The 19,848-nt window shown below is 68.3% G+C and carries 21 protein-coding genes and 1 tRNA gene; 15 read left to right on the top strand and 7 right to left on the bottom strand.

Annotation, left to right across the window (positions count from 1 at the left end):
- Positions 1–44: 44 nt before the first annotated feature.
- The 4 genes from ACFQQC_RS09980 to ACFQQC_RS09995 are packed head-to-tail and all read left to right on the top strand — an operon-like array spanning position 45 to position 4,767.
- Positions 45–788: a hypothetical protein gene (locus ACFQQC_RS09980; protein WP_376862212.1), complete on the top strand. Its 744-nt coding sequence runs from the start codon at positions 45–47 to the stop codon at positions 786–788.
- A 52-nt stretch (positions 789–840) separates the two neighbouring features.
- Positions 841–3,147, top strand: a complete 2,307-nt coding sequence (locus tag ACFQQC_RS09985) for an acyl-CoA dehydrogenase (RefSeq protein WP_376862214.1) — start codon at positions 841–843, stop codon at positions 3,145–3,147.
- A complete protein-coding gene (locus ACFQQC_RS09990; RefSeq protein ID WP_376862216.1) occupies positions 3,125–3,682 on the top strand; it encodes a TetR/AcrR family transcriptional regulator in 558 nt (185 codons plus the stop codon). The genes ACFQQC_RS09985 and ACFQQC_RS09990 overlap by 23 nt, the downstream gene beginning before the upstream one ends.
- Before the next feature lie 47 nt (positions 3,683–3,729).
- A complete protein-coding gene (locus ACFQQC_RS09995; RefSeq protein ID WP_376862218.1) occupies positions 3,730–4,767 on the top strand; it encodes an NAD-dependent epimerase/dehydratase family protein in 1,038 nt (345 codons plus the stop codon).
- On the opposite strand, the gene ACFQQC_RS10000 is transcribed toward ACFQQC_RS09995, so the two are convergent.
- Positions 4,755–5,168, bottom strand: a complete 414-nt coding sequence (locus ACFQQC_RS10000) for a MerR family transcriptional regulator (RefSeq protein ID WP_376862220.1) — start codon at positions 5,166–5,168, stop codon at positions 4,755–4,757. The two genes, ACFQQC_RS09995 and ACFQQC_RS10000, sit on opposite strands and share 13 nt — an antisense overlap.
- Before the next feature lie 51 nt (positions 5,169–5,219).
- Here ACFQQC_RS10000 and ACFQQC_RS10005 point away from each other — a divergent pair, with 51 nt between their 5' ends.
- Positions 5,220–6,203 carry an aldo/keto reductase gene (locus ACFQQC_RS10005; RefSeq protein WP_376862222.1) on the top strand — a complete coding sequence of 328 codons (984 nt, stop codon included), beginning with the start codon at positions 5,220–5,222 and terminating at the stop codon, positions 6,201–6,203.
- 50 nt (positions 6,204–6,253) lie between these two features.
- Here ACFQQC_RS10005 and lipB read toward each other — a convergent pair whose 3' ends face one another.
- On the bottom strand, positions 6,254–6,970 hold the full coding sequence (lipB, locus tag ACFQQC_RS10010; protein WP_376862224.1) for a lipoyl(octanoyl) transferase LipB: 717 nt from the start codon (positions 6,968–6,970) through the stop codon (positions 6,254–6,256).
- Between the two features lie 30 nt (positions 6,971–7,000).
- Here lipB and ACFQQC_RS10015 point away from each other — a divergent pair, with 30 nt between their 5' ends.
- The 5 genes from ACFQQC_RS10015 (at position 7,001) to ACFQQC_RS10035 (ending at position 11,982) form a co-directional block, all read left to right on the top strand.
- Positions 7,001–7,297: a FliM/FliN family flagellar motor switch protein gene (locus ACFQQC_RS10015; RefSeq protein WP_376862226.1), complete on the top strand. Its 297-nt coding sequence runs from the start codon at positions 7,001–7,003 to the stop codon at positions 7,295–7,297.
- A gap of 74 nt (positions 7,298–7,371) precedes the next feature.
- Positions 7,372–7,456: transfer RNA gene (locus ACFQQC_RS10020), tRNA-Leu, on the top strand.
- A gap of 292 nt (positions 7,457–7,748) precedes the next feature.
- The gene (gene mgtE, locus ACFQQC_RS10025) at positions 7,749–9,161 is read left to right on the top strand and encodes a magnesium transporter (protein ID WP_376862228.1); all 1,413 of its coding nucleotides are present in this window, start codon (positions 7,749–7,751) and stop codon (positions 9,159–9,161) included.
- A gap of 76 nt (positions 9,162–9,237) precedes the next feature.
- Positions 9,238–10,686 carry a glycoside hydrolase family protein gene (locus ACFQQC_RS10030; protein WP_376862230.1) on the top strand — a complete coding sequence of 483 codons (1,449 nt, stop codon included), beginning with the start codon at positions 9,238–9,240 and terminating at the stop codon, positions 10,684–10,686.
- A gap of 135 nt (positions 10,687–10,821) precedes the next feature.
- Entirely contained in the window at positions 10,822–11,982 is a 1,161-nt protein-coding gene (locus ACFQQC_RS10035; protein WP_376862232.1) for an isovaleryl-CoA dehydrogenase, read from the top strand.
- Between the two features lie 77 nt (positions 11,983–12,059).
- Here the strand turns inward: ACFQQC_RS10035 and ACFQQC_RS10040 are convergent, their stop codons facing one another.
- Both ACFQQC_RS10040 and ACFQQC_RS10045 read right to left on the bottom strand, forming a co-directional pair.
- Positions 12,060–12,551, bottom strand: coding sequence for a DUF3617 domain-containing protein (locus tag ACFQQC_RS10040; RefSeq protein ID WP_376862234.1), 492 nt, complete (start codon positions 12,549–12,551; stop codon positions 12,060–12,062).
- A gap of 167 nt (positions 12,552–12,718) precedes the next feature.
- On the bottom strand, positions 12,719–13,645 hold the full coding sequence (locus tag ACFQQC_RS10045) for a hypothetical protein (protein ID WP_376862236.1): 927 nt from the start codon (positions 13,643–13,645) through the stop codon (positions 12,719–12,721).
- A gap of 123 nt (positions 13,646–13,768) precedes the next feature.
- Here ACFQQC_RS10045 and ACFQQC_RS10050 point away from each other — a divergent pair, with 123 nt between their 5' ends.
- The 3 genes from ACFQQC_RS10050 (at position 13,769) to ACFQQC_RS10060 (ending at position 15,430) form a co-directional block, all read left to right on the top strand.
- Complete coding sequence (locus ACFQQC_RS10050; RefSeq protein ID WP_376862238.1) at positions 13,769–13,954, top strand: DUF3008 family protein; 186 nt, start codon at positions 13,769–13,771, stop codon at positions 13,952–13,954.
- Positions 13,955–14,012: 58 nt separating this feature from the next.
- A complete protein-coding gene (locus ACFQQC_RS10055; RefSeq protein ID WP_376862240.1) occupies positions 14,013–14,648 on the top strand; it encodes an exopolysaccharide biosynthesis protein in 636 nt (211 codons plus the stop codon).
- A 101-nt stretch (positions 14,649–14,749) separates the two neighbouring features.
- Complete coding sequence (locus ACFQQC_RS10060) at positions 14,750–15,430, top strand: exopolysaccharide biosynthesis protein (RefSeq protein WP_376862242.1); 681 nt, start codon at positions 14,750–14,752, stop codon at positions 15,428–15,430.
- A gap of 64 nt (positions 15,431–15,494) precedes the next feature.
- Here the strand turns inward: ACFQQC_RS10060 and ACFQQC_RS10065 are convergent, their stop codons facing one another.
- The 3 genes from ACFQQC_RS10065 to flbT form a co-directional block, all read right to left on the bottom strand.
- Positions 15,495–16,325 carry a flagellin gene (locus ACFQQC_RS10065; RefSeq protein ID WP_376862244.1) on the bottom strand — a complete coding sequence of 277 codons (831 nt, stop codon included), beginning with the start codon at positions 16,323–16,325 and terminating at the stop codon, positions 15,495–15,497.
- Positions 16,326–16,659: 334 nt separating this feature from the next.
- Positions 16,660–17,025, bottom strand: coding sequence for a flagellar biosynthesis regulator FlaF (gene flaF, locus ACFQQC_RS10070; protein ID WP_376862246.1), 366 nt, complete (start codon positions 17,023–17,025; stop codon positions 16,660–16,662).
- A complete protein-coding gene (flbT, locus tag ACFQQC_RS10075) occupies positions 16,985–17,407 on the bottom strand; it encodes a flagellar biosynthesis repressor FlbT (RefSeq protein WP_376862248.1) in 423 nt (140 codons plus the stop codon). The genes flaF and flbT overlap by 41 nt, the downstream gene beginning before the upstream one ends.
- Before the next feature lie 144 nt (positions 17,408–17,551).
- Between flbT and ACFQQC_RS10080 the strand changes: the two genes are divergently transcribed.
- Both ACFQQC_RS10080 and ACFQQC_RS10085 read left to right on the top strand, forming a co-directional pair.
- Positions 17,552–19,354, top strand: coding sequence for a tetratricopeptide repeat protein (locus ACFQQC_RS10080; RefSeq protein WP_376862250.1), 1,803 nt, complete (start codon positions 17,552–17,554; stop codon positions 19,352–19,354).
- 39 nt (positions 19,355–19,393) lie between these two features.
- A complete protein-coding gene (locus ACFQQC_RS10085; protein WP_376862252.1) occupies positions 19,394–19,840 on the top strand; it encodes a hypothetical protein in 447 nt (148 codons plus the stop codon).
- The last annotated feature ends 8 nt before the right edge of the window (positions 19,841–19,848 follow it).

A 19,848-nucleotide genomic window follows, 5' to 3' on the forward strand; every position in this document is an offset into this window, starting at 1 on the left:
TTTCCCGCCACCCTGCCCGCCTCTCTCGCGGAAGGCGGACCTGAATGCGGCATGCCCCGGCGGTTCTGGCCCTCAGCCTCGCCTGTGTCGCCGCGCCGATGACGGCGCAGGCGTGCGTGGTGCACACCCCGCTACAGGTCGAACATATCCGCTACGCGGATACGGTCGTGATCGGAGAGGTCAGCGGCTATCGCCGCACACTGAGCGACAGTCATCGTCGGTGGATCCGCGAGATGACCGCGCGCGACCCCGAAATCGGGCGCAACATGCCGCGTGTCGACGGCGCCTATTTCGACGTGACCGTGGAGCGGGTCGCCGCCGGCGAGGCGCCGCGCCGTTTCCGCGTGGAATGGGATGCCGCCACCTATGGCTACCCGGACGAAATGCCGGACGGGCGCTATCTGATCGGCCTGCGGGAGCTGAACCATATTTCAATGTCCGGGGCGCGCTTCATGGTGCTGCGGCGGGGCTGCTCCGGCGCCTTCATGTTCGAGAGCGGGGACCGGATGTCGCTTGCGGTGCTGCGGGTGCTGGCTGGAAAGCCACCCTTTCCGCCCGATCCGCCGCAGCCCAAGCCTGATCCTCTCGCGCCCCCGGCGCCGGCCCCGGAAACTCTCCCGCACCCGCCCTTCGTGGAAGCGCGTGGCGGCGAGAGCGAAGGGGATGACGTCCCGGTCCTGTATCGCGCCCTGCTGGGCGGCGCGGGGCTCGGGGTTCTGACGGCGGTCGCGGCGCTGCTTTGGCGGGGCAGGCGAAAGCCGGACAGCGGCGACGAGACGCGCCCCTGAACCCTCCCCTGCCCCGGATCGTTGTCCCTCCGACCCTGTATCCGGAGTGATGATGACCCCGACCGACCTGCGCCGCCAAACCCTGTCCCGCCCCCTCTATGCCTGGGCCAAGAGCGTCCTGCCCGAGATGTCGGCGACCGAGGCGGAGGCGATCGAGGCGGGGGATGTGTGGTGGGACGCCGAGCTGTTCACCGGGGCGCCCGACTGGGACGCCCTGCTGGACGTGCCGCCCGCGACCCTGACGGCAGAGGAGCAGGCCTTCCTCGACGGACCGGTCGAGACCCTGTGCGGGATGCTGGACGACTGGAAGATCAACTGGGAGGACATGGACCTGTCCGATGAGGTCTGGGCCTTCATCAAGCGGGGCAAATTCCTCGGGATGATCATTCCGAAAGCCTATGGCGGGCTGGAGTTCTCGCCCTACGCCCATTCGGAGGTGGTGCGGAAGATTTCCAGCCGGTCGGTGACCGCCGCGGTGACGGTGATGGTGCCCAACTCGCTGGGGCCGGGCGAGCTGCTGATGAAGTTCGGCACGGAGGCGCAGCGGGAGCGCTGGCTGCCGCGACTGGCCAATGGACAGGACATTCCGGCCTTCGGCCTGACCAGTCCGGAAGCGGGCTCGGACGCCGCCTCCATGACCGACGAGGGCGTGGTCTGCGAGGGCGAGTATCAGGGCCGAAAGGTGCTGGGGATGCGGCTGAGCTGGCGCAAGCGCTACATCACCCTGGGCCCGATCGCGACGGTGCTGGGGCTCGCGTTCAAGCTGCGCGATCCGGACGGCCTGCTGGGCGGCGAGGAGGATCTGGGCATCACCGTCGCCCTGATCCCGACCGACACCCCGGGGGTGGAGATCGGGCGGCGGCACATCCCGGCCATGCAGGCCTTCCTGAACGGGCCGAACGAGGGCCATGACGTCTTCCTGCCGCTGGACGCCATTCTGGGCGGGCCGGAGCGGATCGGTCAGGGCTGGATGATGCTGAACGCCGCGCTGGCGGCGGGACGCGGCATCTCCCTGCCCTCCCTGTCGGCGGCGGGGGCGGCGCTGGCGGCCCGGACCACCGGCGCCTATGCCCGGGTGCGCCAGCAGTTCCGCATTCCCATCGGCGAGTTCGAGGGGGTGCAGGAGCGGCTCGCCCGCATCGCCGCCAACGCGTATCTGCTGGACGCGGCGCGGCGGCTGACCTGTTCGGGACTGGCGCTGGGCCACCATCCGTCGGTCATCTCGGCCATCATGAAGCACGGCGCGACCGAGCGGATGCGGACCGCCGCCAATGACGCCATGGACGTCCACGCCGGCAAGGCGGTGATCGACGGGCCGAACAACTATCTGGGCGGCTTCTATCGCTCGGTGCCCGTGGGGATCACGGTCGAGGGTGCCAACATCCTGACCCGCAGCCTGATCGTCTTCGGTCAGGGGGCGATCCGGGCCCATCCCTTCATCCTGAAGGAGATGGGGGCGCTGGCGGACGAGGATGTGAACCGCGGGCTGGCGACGTTCGACGCCGTCTTCTGGACCCATGTGGTGCACAGCCTGAGGACGGCGCGCCGCGCCTTCGTCAGCGCCTGGAGCGACGGGGCCTTCGGCGCGGCCCCGGCGTCCAGCCCGGCGCGGCGGCACTACCGGCGGATGGGCCGCTATGCGGCGGCCTTCGCCCTGGCCTCGGACATGGCCCTGCTGACCATGGGCGGATCGCTGAAGCGGCAGGAAATGCTGTCGGCGCGGTTCGGCGACATCCTGTCGGAGCTGTATCTGATGAGCGCGGCGCTGAAGCGCTGGGAGGACGAGGGCCAGCAGGCGGCGGACCGGCCGCTGCTGGACTATGTGATGGCCGACGGCTTCCTGACCATCGAGCGGCGGTTGAAGGAGATCCTCGACAACTTCCCCAACCGCCCGGCGGCCTGGCTGCTGCGGGTGCTGACCCTGCCGTTCGGCGTGATCCGGTCGGGGCCGCGCGACACGACGGTGCGCGCCTGCGCCCGCCTGATCATGGAGCCGTCGCCGACGCGGGACCGGCTCACCGAGAACGTCTATATCGGCGACGAGGCGGTCGGACGGCTGGAGACGGCCTTCGGCCTGGTGGTCGACACCCAGCCCCTGCACGACGCGATGAAGCGGGCCCGCATCCGCGACCGCGACGACGCGCTGGCGAAGGGCGTGCTGACGGCGGCGGATGTGGAGCGTCTGAAGGCGGCGGACGACGCCGTGGCGGCGGTGGTCGCGGTGGACGACTTCGCCCCGGACGAACTGGCGCGGGTGAGGCCGGCGCCTGAGGGCGAGTTTACATCGGAGGCCGCATCGTTTATAACCGACCGGTCGGTTATAAATGGATTTGAAGATGGGCCGAAAACGCCTCATTGATCAGACGCTCATTCTCGACGCCGCCGAACGGGTGGTGGCGCGGGACGGCGCAGCCCATCTGACGCTGGACGCGGTCGCGCGGGAGGCGGGCGTCGGCAAGGCCACGGTGCTGTACGACTTCAAGTCCAAGCAGGCGCTGATCGAGGCCGTCGTCGACCGCGCCTTCGCGGCGGACAAGGCCCATCACGCGGCGCTGGAGGCCGAGGCGCGGCCGGACGACAGCCCGACCATCCGCAGCCGGATTCGCGGCGCCGCCGAGGCCCCGCCCGAGGACTTCCGCCCGGTGGCGCTGAACCTGAGCGCGGCCCTGATTCTGGATCCCGGCCTGCGCGCCAAGATGCAGGCGAACCAGGCCGAGGTGATCGACCGCATTCTGCAGACCTCGAAGGCTCCGCGCGGCGCCCTGCTGGCCTATCTGGCCGTGGAAGGGCTGAAATTCCTCGAAATCCTGGACTTCCACCGGTTCAACGACGCCGACCGAAGCCGGATCATCACCGAGATCGAATGGCTGGCGGAGACTGACCCCGCGCCCTGAGCGGCAGCGTCCCCCGCCTCAACACCCCTTCCCCAAAGGATAGCACCATGACGACCCCGCACCCCGACGCCGCCTTCGCGGCGGCGACCGAACACGCACGCCCGACGCGCCTCTTCCTGACCGGCGCCGGCGGTTATGTCGGGCGCAACCTGATCCGCTTCTTCACCCGCCAAGATGTGGAATTGGTCGCGCTGGTCCGCACGCCCGAGGCCGCCGCGAAAGCGTTGGCGATGGGCGCCGTCCCGGTGATCGGCGACCTGCTGATCGATGATCTGACCGAGGCCATGGTCGGCTGCGACGCCCTGATCCACGCCGCCGCTGATACGGACCACGGCCACGGTAGCGCCGCCCAGATGCGGACCAACGCCGACGGGACGCGCCGGACCTTCGCCGCCGCCCGCGCGGCGGGGGTGACGCGCGCCGTCCATCTGAGCACGGAATCCGTCCTCGCCGACGGCCGCCCTCTGTGCGGAGTGACGGAGGAAACGCCCTTCCCGCGTCGTCCGGCCGGCGCCTATTCGCGCAGCAAGATCGCCGCCGAACGGAACGCCCTGGCCCTGAACGGCGGGGGGCTGGCTGTCATGGTGGTGAGGCCCCGCTTCGTCTGGGGAGAGGACGACACCACCGCCCTGCCCCAACTGGTCGAGGCGGCGCGGTCCGGTCAGCTGGCCTGGATCGACGGCGGCGGCTACCGGACCTCGACCACCCACATCGAAAACCTGTGCCACGGGATCGATCTGGCCCTGCGGCGGGGTCGTGGCGGCGAGGTCTATTTCCTGTCGGACGGCGAACCCGTCGCCTTCCGGACGATGATCAGCGCCTTGCTGGAGACACAGGGTGTTCCCGCGCCGGAGAAGACGGTTCCGCGCGCGGTGGTGCGGGCCGTGGCGGCCGTGGGCGATCTGGCCGGAACTCTGACCGGCGGGCGCAAGCCCGTGCCCCTGACCCTGCAGGGCTTCGCCGCCTCGGCGGTGGAGGTGACGCTGGACATTTCCAGGGCGCGGACCGAGCTGGGCTATGCGCCGGTGGTCTCGCGGCAGGAGGGGCTGCGCCGGATGAGGGCGTCAGCGGATCAGCAGAGGTAGTCTTCAAGCTGCGGGACGTCGCCGGGGCGTCCCGCCTCCACCCAGGCGAGCTTGCCCTGCAGGAAGCCGAGCGCGGCGTCGAGCTCGCTCCGCTTCTCGAGAAGGCGCGCGATCTGCAGACGCAGGACCTCCGCCGTGCGTTGGTCGCCGCCGCCGCCCGCGCGGTATTCGGCGTTCAGGCTTCCGATCTCCCGCAGCGAATAGCCCAGCGACTGTTGCAGGCGGATCATCCGCGCAGTGGTCAGGTCTTCGGCCGAGAAGATCTGGTACGGATTACCCCCGCCCTTGCTGCTTCGCTCAGGGATGAGAAGGCCCTTGGCCACGTAGAAGCGCACCGTATCCGGCGACAGACCCGCCGCGCGCGCGAACTCGGAAATCAGCAAGACCACCTCCTTGACCATGGACCATGGTCCAGACTTATAGACCCGTTCGTCATGTTTCAGGAGACCCCGATGACGAACCCAACTTTCCCCATTTCGCAGGTCCGGCTCGGCAAGGACGGACCGCTGGTCGGCGCCCAGGGCCTAGGCTGTATGGGCATGAGTGAATTCTATGGCCAGACCGACGATGCAGAGGCCCGGGCGACGCTGGACCGCGCTCTCGAGCTCGGCGTCACCCTGTTCGATACGGCCGACATGTATGGTCTGGGCGACAATGAGCGCTTCCTTGGCGAAGCCCTGCGTCACGCCCGTGGGCGGGCCTTCATCGCGACGAAGTTCGGCTATGTGCGCACGCCGGAGAACCCGAACGACTGGGGCCTGAGCAACCGTCCCGAGTTCATTCGTCAGGCGGTCGACAACTCGCTGCAGCGCCTCGGCGCCGAGGTGATCGACCTCTACTACATGCACCGGCGCGATCAGGAGACTCCACTGGCGGAGTCGGTGGGCGCAATGGCGGAACTGGTGAAGGCTGGAAAGGTAAGGACCCTGGGCCTGTCCGAGGTGAGCGCGGACGAACTGCGCGAGGCCCACGCCATCCATCCCATCGCCGCCCTGCAGTCCGAATGGTCGCTGTTCAGCCGGGACATCGAGGCCGAGGTCGCGCCGCTGGCCGCCGAACTGGGGGTGGCGATCGTGCCATTCGCGCCGCTGGGCCGCGGCCTATTGACGGCCAGCAACTTCACCGCCGCCCTGTCCTCGGATGACGCGCGCCACCACTTCCCGCGCTTCGCGACCGAAACTGCGGATCGGAACGCCCAGCTTGTGAAGACCGTGGAGGCGATTGCAGCGGAGATCGGCGTCACCCCGGCGCAGGTCGCGCTCGGCTGGCTCCATGGTCAGGCGCATCGCCTGGGCGTGACGGCCATCCCCATCCCCGGCACGCGTCGCCGGACCCGCTTGGAGGAGAATGTGGCGGCGCTGAACGTCAGGCTGTCCGACGATGACATGGACCGGCTGGGCCGTCTGGCGGCGGATGTCGTCGGCGTTCGGGTCTAGGGACCGGGACCAAGGGTTCCTGCCGTCCGGCGGGAACCCGGGACCGGGGTTCAGGCCGGCGCCGACCCCGCCTGCACGTCCCCGAACACCCGGCGGAAGCTGACCTTCAGGGCTTCGTCGGCTTCGTCCATCGTCGCCGGGACGCCGAGATCGACCAGGCTGGTGACGCCGTGTTCCTGGATGCCGCAGGGGACGATGCCGCCGAAGTGGGTGAGGTCGGGTTCGACGTTCAGGCTGATGCCGTGGAAGCTGACCCATTTGCGGACCTTGACGCCGATGGCGGCGATCTTGTCCTCGCGGCTCCAGCCCGGCCCCTTGCGTTCGACCCAGACGCCGACGCGGCCCTCGCGCACATCGGCGGGGACGTTGAACTCATTGAGGGCGCCGATGATCCACTGTTCGAGGCCTCGGACGAGGGCGCGGACGTCCTTGCCGCGCGCGTTCAGGTCCAGCATCACATAGGCCACCCGCTGGCCGGGGCCGTGGTAGGTGAACTGGCCGCCGCGCCCCGAGCGGTGGACCGGGAAGCGGCCGGCGTCGAGCAGGTCCTCGTCCTTCGAGGAGACCCCCGCCGTGTAGAGGGGCGGATGCTCCAGCAGCCAGATCAGCTCGTTCGCCTCACCGGCGGCGATGGCGGCGGCGCGGGCCTCCATGGCGGCGACGGCCTCGGGGTAGTCGACATAGCCGGACGAGACCGCCCATTCGACGGGTTTGCCGTCGGCACGCAGGAGTTTCGCTGAGCTGGCGCTTAAGGACTGGGAAAGCATGATGGCTCCAATGTGGGGATCAGGAGCCCCATGCAAGACCACTCCGCCGTATCACCTTCAGTATCAGAGTCCCCCGTGAGCCAGATCGAATCCGTCGATGTCGAGATCTCGGTCGTCCTGGGGCGCTCCGTGCTGCCCATGAGCCAGCTGCTGAAAATGGGCCGGGGGGCCGTCATCCCCCTCGACGCTTCTGAACATGATGAAGTGTGGATTTTGGCCAACAACCATCCGGTGGCGCGCGGCGAAATCGAAATTCGCGAGGACAGGATCGCCATTACGGTGACCCGACCGGCAGACGTTTACGACTTCATGGCTGGCGCGGCGTAGCGGTTTAACATTCGCCGCCTCATCCCCCCTTCCCTTTCCCCGCGACCTCCGCTATCAGCCGCCCTCCGATGCGAGCGGTCGTGGCGGAATTGGTAGACGCGCAGCGTTGAGGTCGCTGTGGGGCAACCCGTGGAAGTTCGAGTCTTCTCGACCGCACCATCCTTCCTCGGTCTTCTGGCCGGGCAGGACGAACCATCGGAATGAGGCGAAGCGGGAGACCCTGCGACGCCGGACCCTCTCGAAAGTCACGCCGATCCGGCCCTGCTTTATCGGCGTGACTTCCGGTCTCCCCTGACATTGACGCTTTCGGCCGGAAACGGCTCCGGTCATCTTGACCGTGGCCAGCCCATGGTGGACAGACAATGATCCACCGGGCGCTCCTGCCAGCGCCTGACTTATCAAGGCGAATCATCGGCTAAGGCTGGTTTGGGACAACGAGGGAGGCCGCAGCGTGAGCGATACCGCAACTGCCCCCCATGCGCCTGAAGACGACATCGAACACATCGCGCTGGACGACGACTATGTCCTGACGCCCGCCTTCGTGGCCAAGGTGGTCGACGCCGCCGATGACGGCGACGGACTGAAGCTGCGGTCGCTGCTGGAAGACCTGCACCCCGCCGACGTAGCCGACCTGATGGGCTTCCTGACCGCCGAGCACCGGTCGGTGGTGACCCTGTGGCTGCCGCCGGAGCTGCTGGCCGAGACCCTGCCCGAGCTGGACGACGGCATCCGCGAAGAGGTGCTGGAGCGCGTGCCGCACGGGACGCTGGCCGAGGCCCTGCAGGAGCTGGATTCGGACGACGCCGCGGCGGTCGTGGAGGATCTGGAGGACGACCAGCGCGAGAAGGTGCTGGCCGCCATGCCCGAGGTTGATCGCGCGGCGATCGAAAGCTCGCTGGGCTATGAGGAGGACTCCGCCGGCCGTCTGATGCAGCGCGAGGTGATGGCCGCGCCGCAGTTCTGGAACGTCGGCGACACCATCGACCACATCCGCAAGCAGGGCGAGGAACTGCCCGAGCTGTTCTTCGACATCTATGTGGTCGATCCGGTGAACCGGCCGATCGGCGGGGTGGCGGTGAGCCAGCTGCTGCGCAGCCCGCGCGCGACGACCCTGCTGGACATCATGGAGCCGGTGAACGAGATCACCGTCGACCAGGACCAGGAAGAGGTCGCCTACATCTTCGAGAAATATCACCTGATCTCGGCGCCGGTCATCGACTCGGCGGGCCGGCTGGTCGGGCAGATCACCGTCGATGACATCGTCAACATCATCCAGGAGGAGAACCGCGAGGACATCCTGCGTCTGGCCGGCGTGGCCGACGAGGACCGCGGCTCGTCCGTGCCGGAGATCGTGCGCAGCCGGGTGCCCTGGCTGGCGATCAATCTGGCGACGGCCACCCTTGGCGCCAGCGTCATCGGCTGGTTCGAGGGGACCATCCAGGCGATCGTCGCGCTGGCGGTGCTGATGCCCATCGTGTCGGCCATCGGCGGCAATGCGGGGACGCAGGCCCTGACCGTGACCGTGCGCGCGCTGGCGACCCGCGAGCTGAACAGCTCGAACGCCCCGCGCACCTTCTGGCGCGAGCTGGTGGTGGGACTGGCCAATGGGCTGGTGCTGGCGCCGCTGATCGGGCTGGCGACGGCCTTCTGGTTCCGCGACGAGGACTGGAAGATCGGTCTGGTCATCGGGGCGGCCATGGTGCTGAACCTGCTGGTCGCGGCCTCGGTGGGGGTGCTGACACCCCTGACCCTGTCGAAGTTCAAATTCGACCCGGCGGTGTCCTCGGCCGTCTTCGTCACAGCGACGACAGACTTCTTCGGTTTCCTGATCTTCCTGGGCCTCGCGACCCTCGTCCTGCTCTGACGAGGATCGAGCGGCGCGGCTCTTGCGGGTTCTCCCCGTAAGCGAATGCGTCCGTCCCGATCTGGAACACACCCCTGTGCTTGATACGAACAGGCCCCGTCTGAAGGTCTCCCGCGCGGGGATCGTGCTCATCAAGAGCTTCGAGAGCTTCCGGCCGCGCGCCGTGCAGCGCGACGACGGGCGCTGGGTGATCGGCTATGGCCACACCGCCTCGGCCCGCGAGGGGCTGACGGTGGGCGAGGCGGACGCCGAACTGCTGCTGCAGTACGACCTGCTGCCGGTCGTGAAGGCGCTGAACGAACAGGTCGAGGCCGAGCTGAACGCGCACCAGTTCGACGCCTTGGCCAGTTTCGCAGTGTCGGTGGGCGTGGACCGCTTCCTGGCCTCGGACGTGCTGAAACGGCTCAATGAAGGCCAGGCCGGACAGGCGGCGGACGCACTGATCGGCTGGCCCGAGACGCTGGCGGCCGATGCGGCCCTGCGTCGCCGGGCGGCGGAGCGGGCGCTGTTCGTGGCGGATCCGTCCGCGCCGGTGACCCTGTCCGACCTGCTGGCCGCGCCCCTGCCCCCTCCTCCGGTCGAGACGCCGGTCGAGGCGCCTGCCGAAGCCGTGGTGGAAGAGCCCGCGCCGGTCATCATTCCGAACCTGAGCCGCGCCGCCGCCGTGGCGACCCTGCTGGGCGAGCCGCACGAGCCGGAAACGGTCGAGGCGGAGCCGGCGGTCGTGGCTGAAACGGCCGAGCCGATTGTCGTCGCGCCCGAGGCGGAGCCTGTGGTCGCGCCCGAGGTAGAGTCGACCCCGGAGCCCGCGCCGGAGCCCGTAGACGAGGCCACGCCCGAGCCAGAGTCCGCGCCCGCCCCGTCGCCGCTCGTTGCGGCCCAGCTTCAGCGATACTCGGCCTATGCCGTCTCGATGGCCGGCCCGCTGCCCGGCTTCCCGAGCGCGGAGCCGGAGCCGGAGGCGCAGCCCGAGCCGGAAGCACCTGCCTCCGCGCAGACGGAAGCGGCCGAGGTCGAAGCCCCGGTCGCGCTGGTCCCGCCGCCGGTGCAGATCCCCGTCTTCACCACGGCCGCCGACGCCCCGCCGCCCCTGTTCGTGTCGGCGCCCGCGCCCTCCCCCTTCCCGCCGCTGGAACTGACCCCGGCGGTGGAGGCGGACTTCCAGGAGCCGGGCCGCGAGGTCTGGGCGCCGGAACAGCGCGCGGGTGATGAGGCGGACGCGACCGAAACCGTCCTGTTCGATGACGACCTGCCGCTGTCCGTGCTGCGTCACGAGGTCGAGCCGGCGACGCCGCGGCGCTTCGACTGGATCGAGACCGGCCCCTACATGATCATGGGCGGTCTGGGCCTGTTCGCCTGCGCCGCCTCGGCCGCCGCCTTCCGCAAGGCGATGACCGACCAGTCGCCGCTGAATGATTTCACGATGATCGCCTGGGTGCTGGCCCTGATCGCGGCGGTCTGCGTGGGGGTTTCGGCCTGGAACCTGTACCGCAAGGCGGCGAAGCGGGACGGCGACGCGGGTTAGATCGACCTTGGCCCGGCGGTCTCGCTATGACCGCGTCGTCGAAATAGCCCCTCCACCCTCCGCCGCCTGCGGCGTCGGACGGTCCCCCTCCCCCTACGCTTTCGCTTGGGGGAGGAATGGGCTACCTCGCCGTGCATGAGCATTCCCTTCGCGCCCCAATCCATGGAATTCGGCCTCGGCGAAAACGCTGACGCCATCCGCGACGTCACCGCCCGCTGGGCCGCCGACCGGCTGGCGCCGCGCGCCGCCGAGATCGACGAAAAGAACGAGTTCGCCCGCGACCTGTGGCCCGAGATGGGCGAGCTGGGCCTGCACGGGATCACCGTCGAGGAAGAGTACGGCGGCCTGGGCATGGGCTACCTCGAGCACGTCGTGGCGATGGAGGAAGTCTCGCGCGCCTCGGCCTCGATCGGCCTGAGCTACGGCGCCCACTCGAACCTGTGCGTCAACCAGATCCGCCGCTGGGGCACCCCGGAGCAGAAGCAGAAATACCTGCCCAAGCTGATCTTGGGCGAGCATCTGGGGTCCCTGGCCATGTCGGAGGCCGGGTCGGGCTCGGACGTGATGTCGATGCGCACCCGCGCCGAGAAGAAGGGCGACCGCTACGTCCTGAACGGCACGAAATTCTGGATCACCAACTCCCCCACCGCCGACACCCTGGTCGTCTATGCCCGCACCGGCGAAGGCAATGGCGGGGTCACCACCTTCCTGATCGAGAAGGGGATGAAGGGGTTTTCGGTCTCCAAGAAGCTGGACAAGATGGGCATGCGCGGCTCGGACACGGCCGAGCTGGTGTTCGAGGACTGCGAGGTTCCGGAAGAGAACGTCATGGGTCCGGTCGGCGGCGGCGCCGGGGTCCTGATGAGCGGCCTGGACTATGAGCGCACCGTGCTGTCGGGCGGCCCGCTGGGGATCATGCAGGCGGCGCTGGACGTGGTTCTGCCCTATGTCCGCGACCGCAAGCAGTTCGGCAAGGCCATCGGCAGCTTCCAGCTGATGCAGGCCAAGGTGGCCGATATGTACGTGGCCCTGAACAGCGCCCGGACCTACGTCTATGCCGTGGCGCGCGCCTGCGATGCGGGCAAGACCACCCGCTATGACGCGGCGGGGGCGATCCTGCTGGCGTCCGAGAATGCGGTGAAGGTCTCGCTGGAGGCCGTGCAGGCCCTGGGCGGCGCCGGCTACACCAAGGAGTGGCCGGTCGAGCGGCTGGTCCGCGACGCCAAGCTGTACGACATCGGCGCGGGCACCAACGAAATCCGGCGCTTCCTGATCGGACGCGAACTGCTGGGCTGATCGTCCCGGTCGGCATGAAAAAGGCCCGCTCCGGATGACCGGGGCGGGCCTTTCCTTTGGCGTCAGGCCGTCCGCGATCAGGCGGCCGGACAGTCGCCCAGGCGTTCGCCCGTCATGGTGACGGTGGTCTCGGCCATGTTCGGGGCCGGAGCCGGGTCCATCTTCGTGTTGACCGTCATCACATAGCGGCTGTTGAAGTCGCCGGTGACGCGGATGGTGCTGTCGGCCTTGATGCCCTGGACGGTGCAGGTCGAGCTGGAGACCATGGCGTCGCCGTCGCGGGTGAAGGGCTGGTTGGTGCATTCGGCGCCGGGCGCCTGATTGCCGGCCGGGGCCTCGAAGCTGGCGGTCTGGATGCAGGTCTCGACCGGCGCCATGGCCGGGGCGCCGGCGGGCATGCCGGACATTTCGGTGGTCACTCTCCAGAGCCCGGGCTTGGGACCGTTCAGCATTTCGGCCGCCGACGGCGCACCGCCTCCTGCCGCATCCGTCTTCGCTTCACCGCCACCCTGGCCGCACGCCGCCAGGCCGAGCGCGAGCGCTCCCGAGATCAGGATCATGGTCCGCATGTCTTGTTTCCCTCACTTGCCGGTCCACTCGCCGGCAAAGGTTCAATGACGAAAGCCACGAGCCGTTCCCGCAAAAGGCGATCAGGGGGTCGGAAGCTGGGCATAACCGAACCGGCGGCGCGCGGGATTGGCTCCGTCACGCTCGCGTCATCGCTGAGGATTTCGCCCTAGCGACCGTCGCGGCAGACCGGCCCGGCCACGCCGGAGGTCGCGGCCACGCCCGGCGCCGCCAGCGCCACCCAGCGCGGCAGTTCGCTGTGCTGAAGCTTGCCCCGCCGGATCAGGGAGGTGACCCGCCCGTCGATGTAGCGGTCGGGTCCGGCGTCTTTCGGCCAGAAGCTCCGGCGGCTGTGGCGCATTTCATAATAATAGCTCAGCCCCGAAAGCATTGCCCGGCGTCCGTCCGCCGAGCACGGGTCCTTGTCGAGGGCGTTGTTGGCGGCTTCCCGCGCGACCCGGAGCAGGGTCGCCTGATTTTCGCGCTCGCTCGACACCGGCGCCGGCCGGGGCCGGGCGTGGGGGTGCTCCAGCTTGAGCGGCGGCAGCACCTCTCCGGCCTGCTGGCGTTCACAGGCGCTGGGCTCGTCCCAGTCGGACGCGCCGGCCTCATCGTTGTTGCGCACCATGCGGCCCAGCCAGCCCTGGCGCGCGCCGGCCATCATCGCCTGACCGGATTCGCGCATGGTCACGAAGCCGTCCATGACCTGCTGGTCCGTGACCTGGCCGAACTGGTCGTCCAGCGCCGTCTGCCACTGATCCTCCTCGCCCGCCCGAACGGCCTCCATCTTGGCCACGCTGTAGGCGGAGACGGCAGCGAGATAGGCCGTCTTTGCGCCGGCGTTGCAGGGTGCGGCGCGCAGGGCCCGGGCGCGCTGGATGACGGCGCGGCGAATCTCGTTGCGGCCGGCGGCGCCCTCCCCCTCGTCGGCCTGGACATCATTCGACGCGGCGACGGCCTCGGCGAAAGTGGGGATGTCCGGGTTGGGCTTCAGGGGGCTGAAGGTCACGGTGGACGGAAGGCCGAACACCGCGACCGGAGTCGCCACGATCAGGGTGCCGCCGAAAACCAGCGCGCCCAAGGTGATCAGTTTCATGCCGCTTCCCCCATGACCGCCGGGAGTTGTGGCAAACGGAGATAAACCCTCGCTTGACGGGTATGGCTAACGGACTGGAACCCCGGGCCGGCGCTCCGGTTCTGCGATCAGAAGGAGCGCCCGATGCCCGCAAAATCCGCCGCCCAGCAGAAGGCCGCCGGCGCCGCCCTGAGCGCCAAGCGCGGCGACACGCCGAAGTCGAAGCTGAAGGGCGCATCGAAATCGATGGCCGAGTCGATGACCGAGACGCAGCTGGAAGACCTTGCGCACACGAAGCGCAAGGGAAAGCCGGAGCACGTGAAGTCCTGACGACGCATGTCAGGCGAAGCGGGTCGACGCGCCCGGGCGACGCTCCTAGCTTCGCCCCATGACCCTGACCGAAACCTCGACCGGGCGGCCGCGCGCGTTTTCGGACGTGGTGGAGATGCTGGGCGCGCGCGACGGGTCCAGACTGACGCTGGGCGAGATCGTCGAGGCGTTCGGAGACCGGGCCTTCGGGCCGGTGATGTTCTTCTTCGCCCTGATCAACATGCTGCCCTGGCCGCCGGGCGGGACGACGCTCACGGGCGCGCCGCTGGTGCTTCTGTCAATGGAGTTGGCGCTGGGGCGGGACACGCTGTGGATTCCGGGCTGGGCCGGACGGGCGTCGGTCAACCGACAGACCTTCCGCAAGCTGAGCCGGCGGCTTCTCAAACCCCTGCACTTCACCGAACGGCTGGCGCGGCCGCGGCTTTACATCCTGACCGGAGGGTTGGGTCAGGGCCTGATCGGACTGGCCTGCCTGTTCCTGTCGGTCGTGCTGGTGCTGCCGATCTGGGGCGGCAACCTGTTGCCCGCGGTCGCGATCGGCTTTTTCTCGCTGGGGGTGATGCAGAGGGACGGGCTGGCGGTGCTGATCGGCTGGCTGCTGACCGGCGCGACCGTGGCGGTCCTGTTCCTGGCCTGGGCCCTGATCGTGGCGGCGGTGGAGCACGGACTGCGCTGGTTCGGCCACCTCTTCTGAACCCGCGATGTCGCATGGACGTTTCTTAAGTGGCGTAACGGCAGAGCCGCGCCTAGATCAGACCTTCCCGCCGCTTCTCCCCCCGGAACGCCCGTCAGCCGATGCCCGACTACGACTATCAGGCCGACACACGCCCGTTCTCGCAGGTGATCGAGGACATCGGGCTGAAGGACGACCCGAAGCTGTACATCGGCGAGCTGATCAATGCGTTCGGGGAGCGCGGTTTCGGCGCGACGCTGCTGTTCTTCGGCCTGCTGAACATGGTGTTCGGCGCTGTCCCCGGCACGACGACGGTGCTGGGCGCGCCGATGCTGCTGATCGGCCTGCAACTGGTGACGCGTCGCGACCAGCTGTGGATGCCGCGCTGGCTGCTGGCGCGGGCGATCGAGCGGGCCACCTATCGCGAGGCGGTGGCCAAGGTGCTGAGCCCGCTGCGCAAGGTCGAACGGCTGGCCCGTCCGCGCCTGTCGGTGATGACCAGTGAGCTGTCGGAAATCCTGATCGGCGCGGCCATCGTGCTGCTGGCGGCGGTTCTGATGCTGCCGATCCCCGGTGGAAACTTCATCCCGTCCTTCATCATGTCGATGTTCGGCTTCGGCCTGCTGCAGCGCGACGGGATCGCCGTGCTGATCGCCTGGGCCGCGGTGGCCCTAGTGGCGACGGCGGGCGTGGTGATCTGGCTGGCCTGGGGCTGGGTCGCCCCCTATTTGCTGCCGGTCTGGGACTGGCTGGTGAGCTGGCCGGCGGAACTGTGGAACGCCCTGACGGGCCTGTTCACCTAGAGCCCGAAACGCGAGACGCCGGAGAGGTGACCCTCCCCGGCGCCTGCGAGAACCTGGTGTGAAATCAGCCGCGGAACAGCGACAGGACCAGCTGCGGCGTCTGGTTGGCGATGGACAGGGCCTGCACCCCCAGCTGCTGCTTCGTCTGCAGGGCCTGGAGCTTGGCGCTTTCCTTCGCCAGATCGGCGTCGACCAGATTACCGACCCCCGATTCCAGCGCGTCCGACAGCTTGCCGACGAACGTCAGGTGGGTGGTCAGCGCCTTCGACTTGGTGCCCAGACGCGCCAGGGCGCCGGAAACGTTGTCGATGGAGGCGTTCACGGCCGTGAGGGCCGAGTTCGCCTTGGTCATGGTGTCGATCGATTGCGTCGTCGTGACCGTAACCGTGGTGCTGCCCAGAGCCATGACTTCAGCCGGGACCGTGAGGGTCGCGGTGCCCTCGGCGTTGGCCAGGGCCGTGAAACCGTCCGCGCCGGTCTCCAGCAGGTTGACCCCGTTGAAGGTGGCGTTGTTGGTCACAGAGGCGATCTGGTCACGAAGGGCCTTGAAGTCCTCGTTCAGGGCGGCGCGGGCCGCGGTCTTGAGCGACTTGTCAGTCGCCGCGAGAGCTTTCTCCTTCATCTGCAGCAAGAGGTCGGAGACCGTCTCGCCCGCCGCCATGGCCACATCGGTCGCGGCGACGCCACGATCGAGGGACTGTTTCACCGCGTTCAGCGCACCGATGTCGGCACGTTGGCCCTGGGCGATAGCCCAGATGGCCCCGTTGTCCTTCGCCGACGAAATCTTCAGGCCGGTGTTGATGCGGCTCTGCGTCGTCGCCAGCTGGGCGTTGGTCGCGTTCAGGTTCTGGAGCGCCACTTGAGCGCCCACGTTGGTGTTGACCGACATAACCATCGGGTAGTTCCTTCCATTCTGGTCGGTTGTGAAGGGCCTTCTGGCCCTAGAACCGGTTCTGGTTCGCGCACGCCCACGCAAGGATCGGGCCGGGATAACCAGTTGAATTTATTGGAAGGAAGTCGCGCAGGGACTGCCGGTGGGCAGAATTGGCCGGGCCCGGCGAGGAGTATGCGAACGTTCTCCCTCCCCGCCCGGGGAGGGATGTCGGCGCGCAACGACGACAGGGTGGGGGCGGCCGGGCGAGACTGGCGCTGCTTCGCCTAGCCCTCCCCACCCGGCTTCGCCTGCGGCTCAGCCACCCTCCCCCGGACGCGGAGGGAGAATTTGTGGGTCAGGCCGCCTGCTGGCCGGGGCCGGCGAGGCCCTGCATGATGGATTTGTTGATCTCGATCAGGGTCTCGAAATCATTGTCGCCGCGCATGATCTCCGACGAGTGACGGCCGACGAACAGGCTGATCGAGATGATCTGGGCGCGCAGGCCCATGGCCATGGCGTTGCCGGGGTCCGAGCAATCGGTGGCCAGCGCCGACCACAGGCGCCGGTTCCAGTCCAGCGCCTCGATGCGGGTCTTCACGTCGGACGGATCCACCGTCGAGGCGTGCATGAGCGCCCGGGTGACCTGCCCGAACAGCCGGTATTCCGCCTCGCGAGGGGATTCAGCCCGCGTGGCTGCGGTCTTGTATGCCTGAAGCGACATTCGCCAGACCTTCCTCGTAATCCACCAGTTTGCGGGCCGACATCAGGGCCTTGTAGTATTCCCGGGCCATGACGTGCCGCGACGCCGCGACGCATTCGGACAGGACGTCCGGATTGCGCGAGGCGCCCATGAACTCGGTCAGGCGGCGCGCGAACTCGTCATAGACCTTGGGGGCCGAAGCCTCGTCCAGGTACATCATCATGACGGGGAAATAGATGCGCTTGGCGGGCGTCGTGGCCTCCGCCTGCTGCATGATGTCCTTCTCGCGCAGGACGCTGGCCTTGTTCTGAAGGATGAGCACGCCCCGACGGTCGCCGTTCTGGACGACGGCTCCGTTCAGGACGAATTTCTCGCCCGGCTTGAGCGACAGCTTCAACGGCATATGGGCGTCTTTCCCTCAGGGCCCGGCATGGGTTTTTAGGAAGCCGGGGACCAACGCACGTTAAACAGACGTGGTTAACCATCTCTTGTGAGGCAGGGGCGTCTTATCCCCTAACCGCATCGCGTTTCGAGCCGTCGAGCCCCCATGTCCGCCGCCCAGACCATTGACGACACCGCCGCCCACGCCCCGGCTCCGGCCGCGCAGGGCCTCGCCGGCGACGCCGCGTCCCCCGAAGCGATCCGCAAGCTGTCGCGATCCCTCGCCCGTGCGAAATCGGTCAAGGCGCAGAAGAAGGCGCTGGAACTGCTGAAACTGTCAGTGGCGGCGATCCGGGTCGGCGATTTCGAGAAGGCGACCCAAAGGGCGCTGGCGGCGCTGAACCACGACGAGACGATGGGCGTCGGCTGGCATGTGCTGGCCATCTGTCAGGAGAAGCTGAACCAGTTCGGCCCGGCCATCCATGCCTATGAGGCGGCGCTGCAACTGCTGCCGGACGAGACCGACATCGCCCACGACCTGGGCCGTCTGGCGCAGAGGCTCGGCTACCTCGACATCGCCGAGAAGCTGCTGATCAAATATCTGGCCGCCAATCCGGGGCATGTGGAGGCCGTCAACAACCTGGCCTGCGTGCTGCGTGACCAGAACCGGTACAATGACGCGGTTGAACTGCTCCGGCCGATGCTGGAGATCGAAAGCGACAACGCGGTGCTGTGGAACACCCTCGGCACGGTGCTGAACGACGAGGGACGGCTGAACGAGGCCCTGACCTTCTTCGAGGAGGCGCTGCGGCTGGACCCGGACTTCGCCAAGGCCCGCTACAACCGCGCCAACGTCCGCCGCCCGCTGGGCGACATCAAGGGCGCGATGGAAGACATGGCCGCCGCCATGCCGGGCGCCGAGACGAGCTATGAAGTGGCCATGATGAACATGGCGCTGGCCCTGATGAAGATGGGCCAGGCGATGATCCCGGAGGCCTTCGAGGCCTATGAGGTGCGGCTGGACCCCAACCTGCCCGACGCCATGCAGGTGGCGGTGGACGCGCCGCGCTGGAACCCGAAGACGGACGACGTCGCGGGCAAGCGGGTGCTGGTGGTCGGCGAGCAGGGCATCGCGGACGAACTGGTCTTCTCCAACTGCCTGCAGGACCTGATCGATGCGGTCGGGCCGGAGGGGCAGGTCTATCTGGCGGTCGAGCAGCGGATGGTCGGCCTGTTCCAGCGGGCCTTCCCGCAGGCCATCGTGGGCGGGCACCGCGCCGTGCGACTGGAGGGACGGCTGACCCGCTACGTCCCCTTCGTCGAGGAGATCGCGAAGACCGAGGCGAAGATGGACTTCTGGGTCCCGATCGCCAGCCTGATGGCGGTGTATCGCCCCACGGTGGAAAGCTTCCCCGGACCGCGCGCCTATATCGTCCCCTCCCCCGAGAAGGTCGAATACTGGAAGGGCGAACTGGCCAAGCTGCCCGAGGGGCTGAAGGTCGGGCTGCACTGGAAGAGTCTGGTGATGACCGGCGCGCGCGCGGCCTTCTTCGCCGCCGGCTTCCAGCTGTGGGAGCCGATCCTGCGGACGCCGGGCTGTGTGATGATCAACCTGCAGTGCGGCGACGTGTCGGCCGATCTGGAAGCCGCCGAGGCGGCCGGGGTCTACATCTGGACGCCGCCGATCAACCTGAAGGACGATCTGGAGGATGTGGCCGCCCTGTCGATGGCCTGCGACGTGGTGCTGGGGCCGGGCATCGCCGGGACCAATATCGCGGCGGCGGCGCGGGCGCGGACCTGGATGGTGGTCGCGCCGGACGACTGGCACCTGCTGACCACGGATCACTACGTCTTCTATCCCGAGACGAAGATCTTCGTGCGCCAGGCCGTCAACGGCTGGCCGGAGGTGATCGGCCGGCTGCGCGAGGCGCTGGACCGGGTCGTCGCCGACGGGTGGAACGCCGCCTGAACGGAACCGTTGTCTTCCTGAGACATCAGGGAGGCGAAAATGCCCGAACTCGACGACTACCGGGACGACCAGGAACAGTCTGAAGCCTTTGACGAAACCCACCTCGACGACGAGGGGGACGGTGACTTCCTGCTGGACGAGGCGGATCCGGTTCTGGATGTCACCCAGGCGGACGGAGACTCCGACGAGGACGACTTCGACGAGGACGATCTGGACGATATCGACGATGAACTCGGCGCCTCGGGTATCGAGGCGGAGGCCGACGCCCTGCTGGGCGTGGACGGCGAACGGCTGACCGAGATCGACGGCGAGAGCAGCGGCCAGCGCGGCGCCGACGAGGTCGAGCTGGTCTACGCCGGCCTGATGGAGAATGAGCGCGGGGCCCAGGCCAGCGCCGCCCACTGGGAGGCCAAACGCCTGTCCGACGACGACATCACCGAACTGGGCTACGGCCCGGACGGCGACGAAGACAAGCCGCAAGACTGAGGAGAGAG

Source organism: Brevundimonas sp. GCM10030266 (assembly GCF_042666595.1).
Taxonomy (GTDB): domain Bacteria; phylum Pseudomonadota; class Alphaproteobacteria; order Caulobacterales; family Caulobacteraceae; genus Brevundimonas.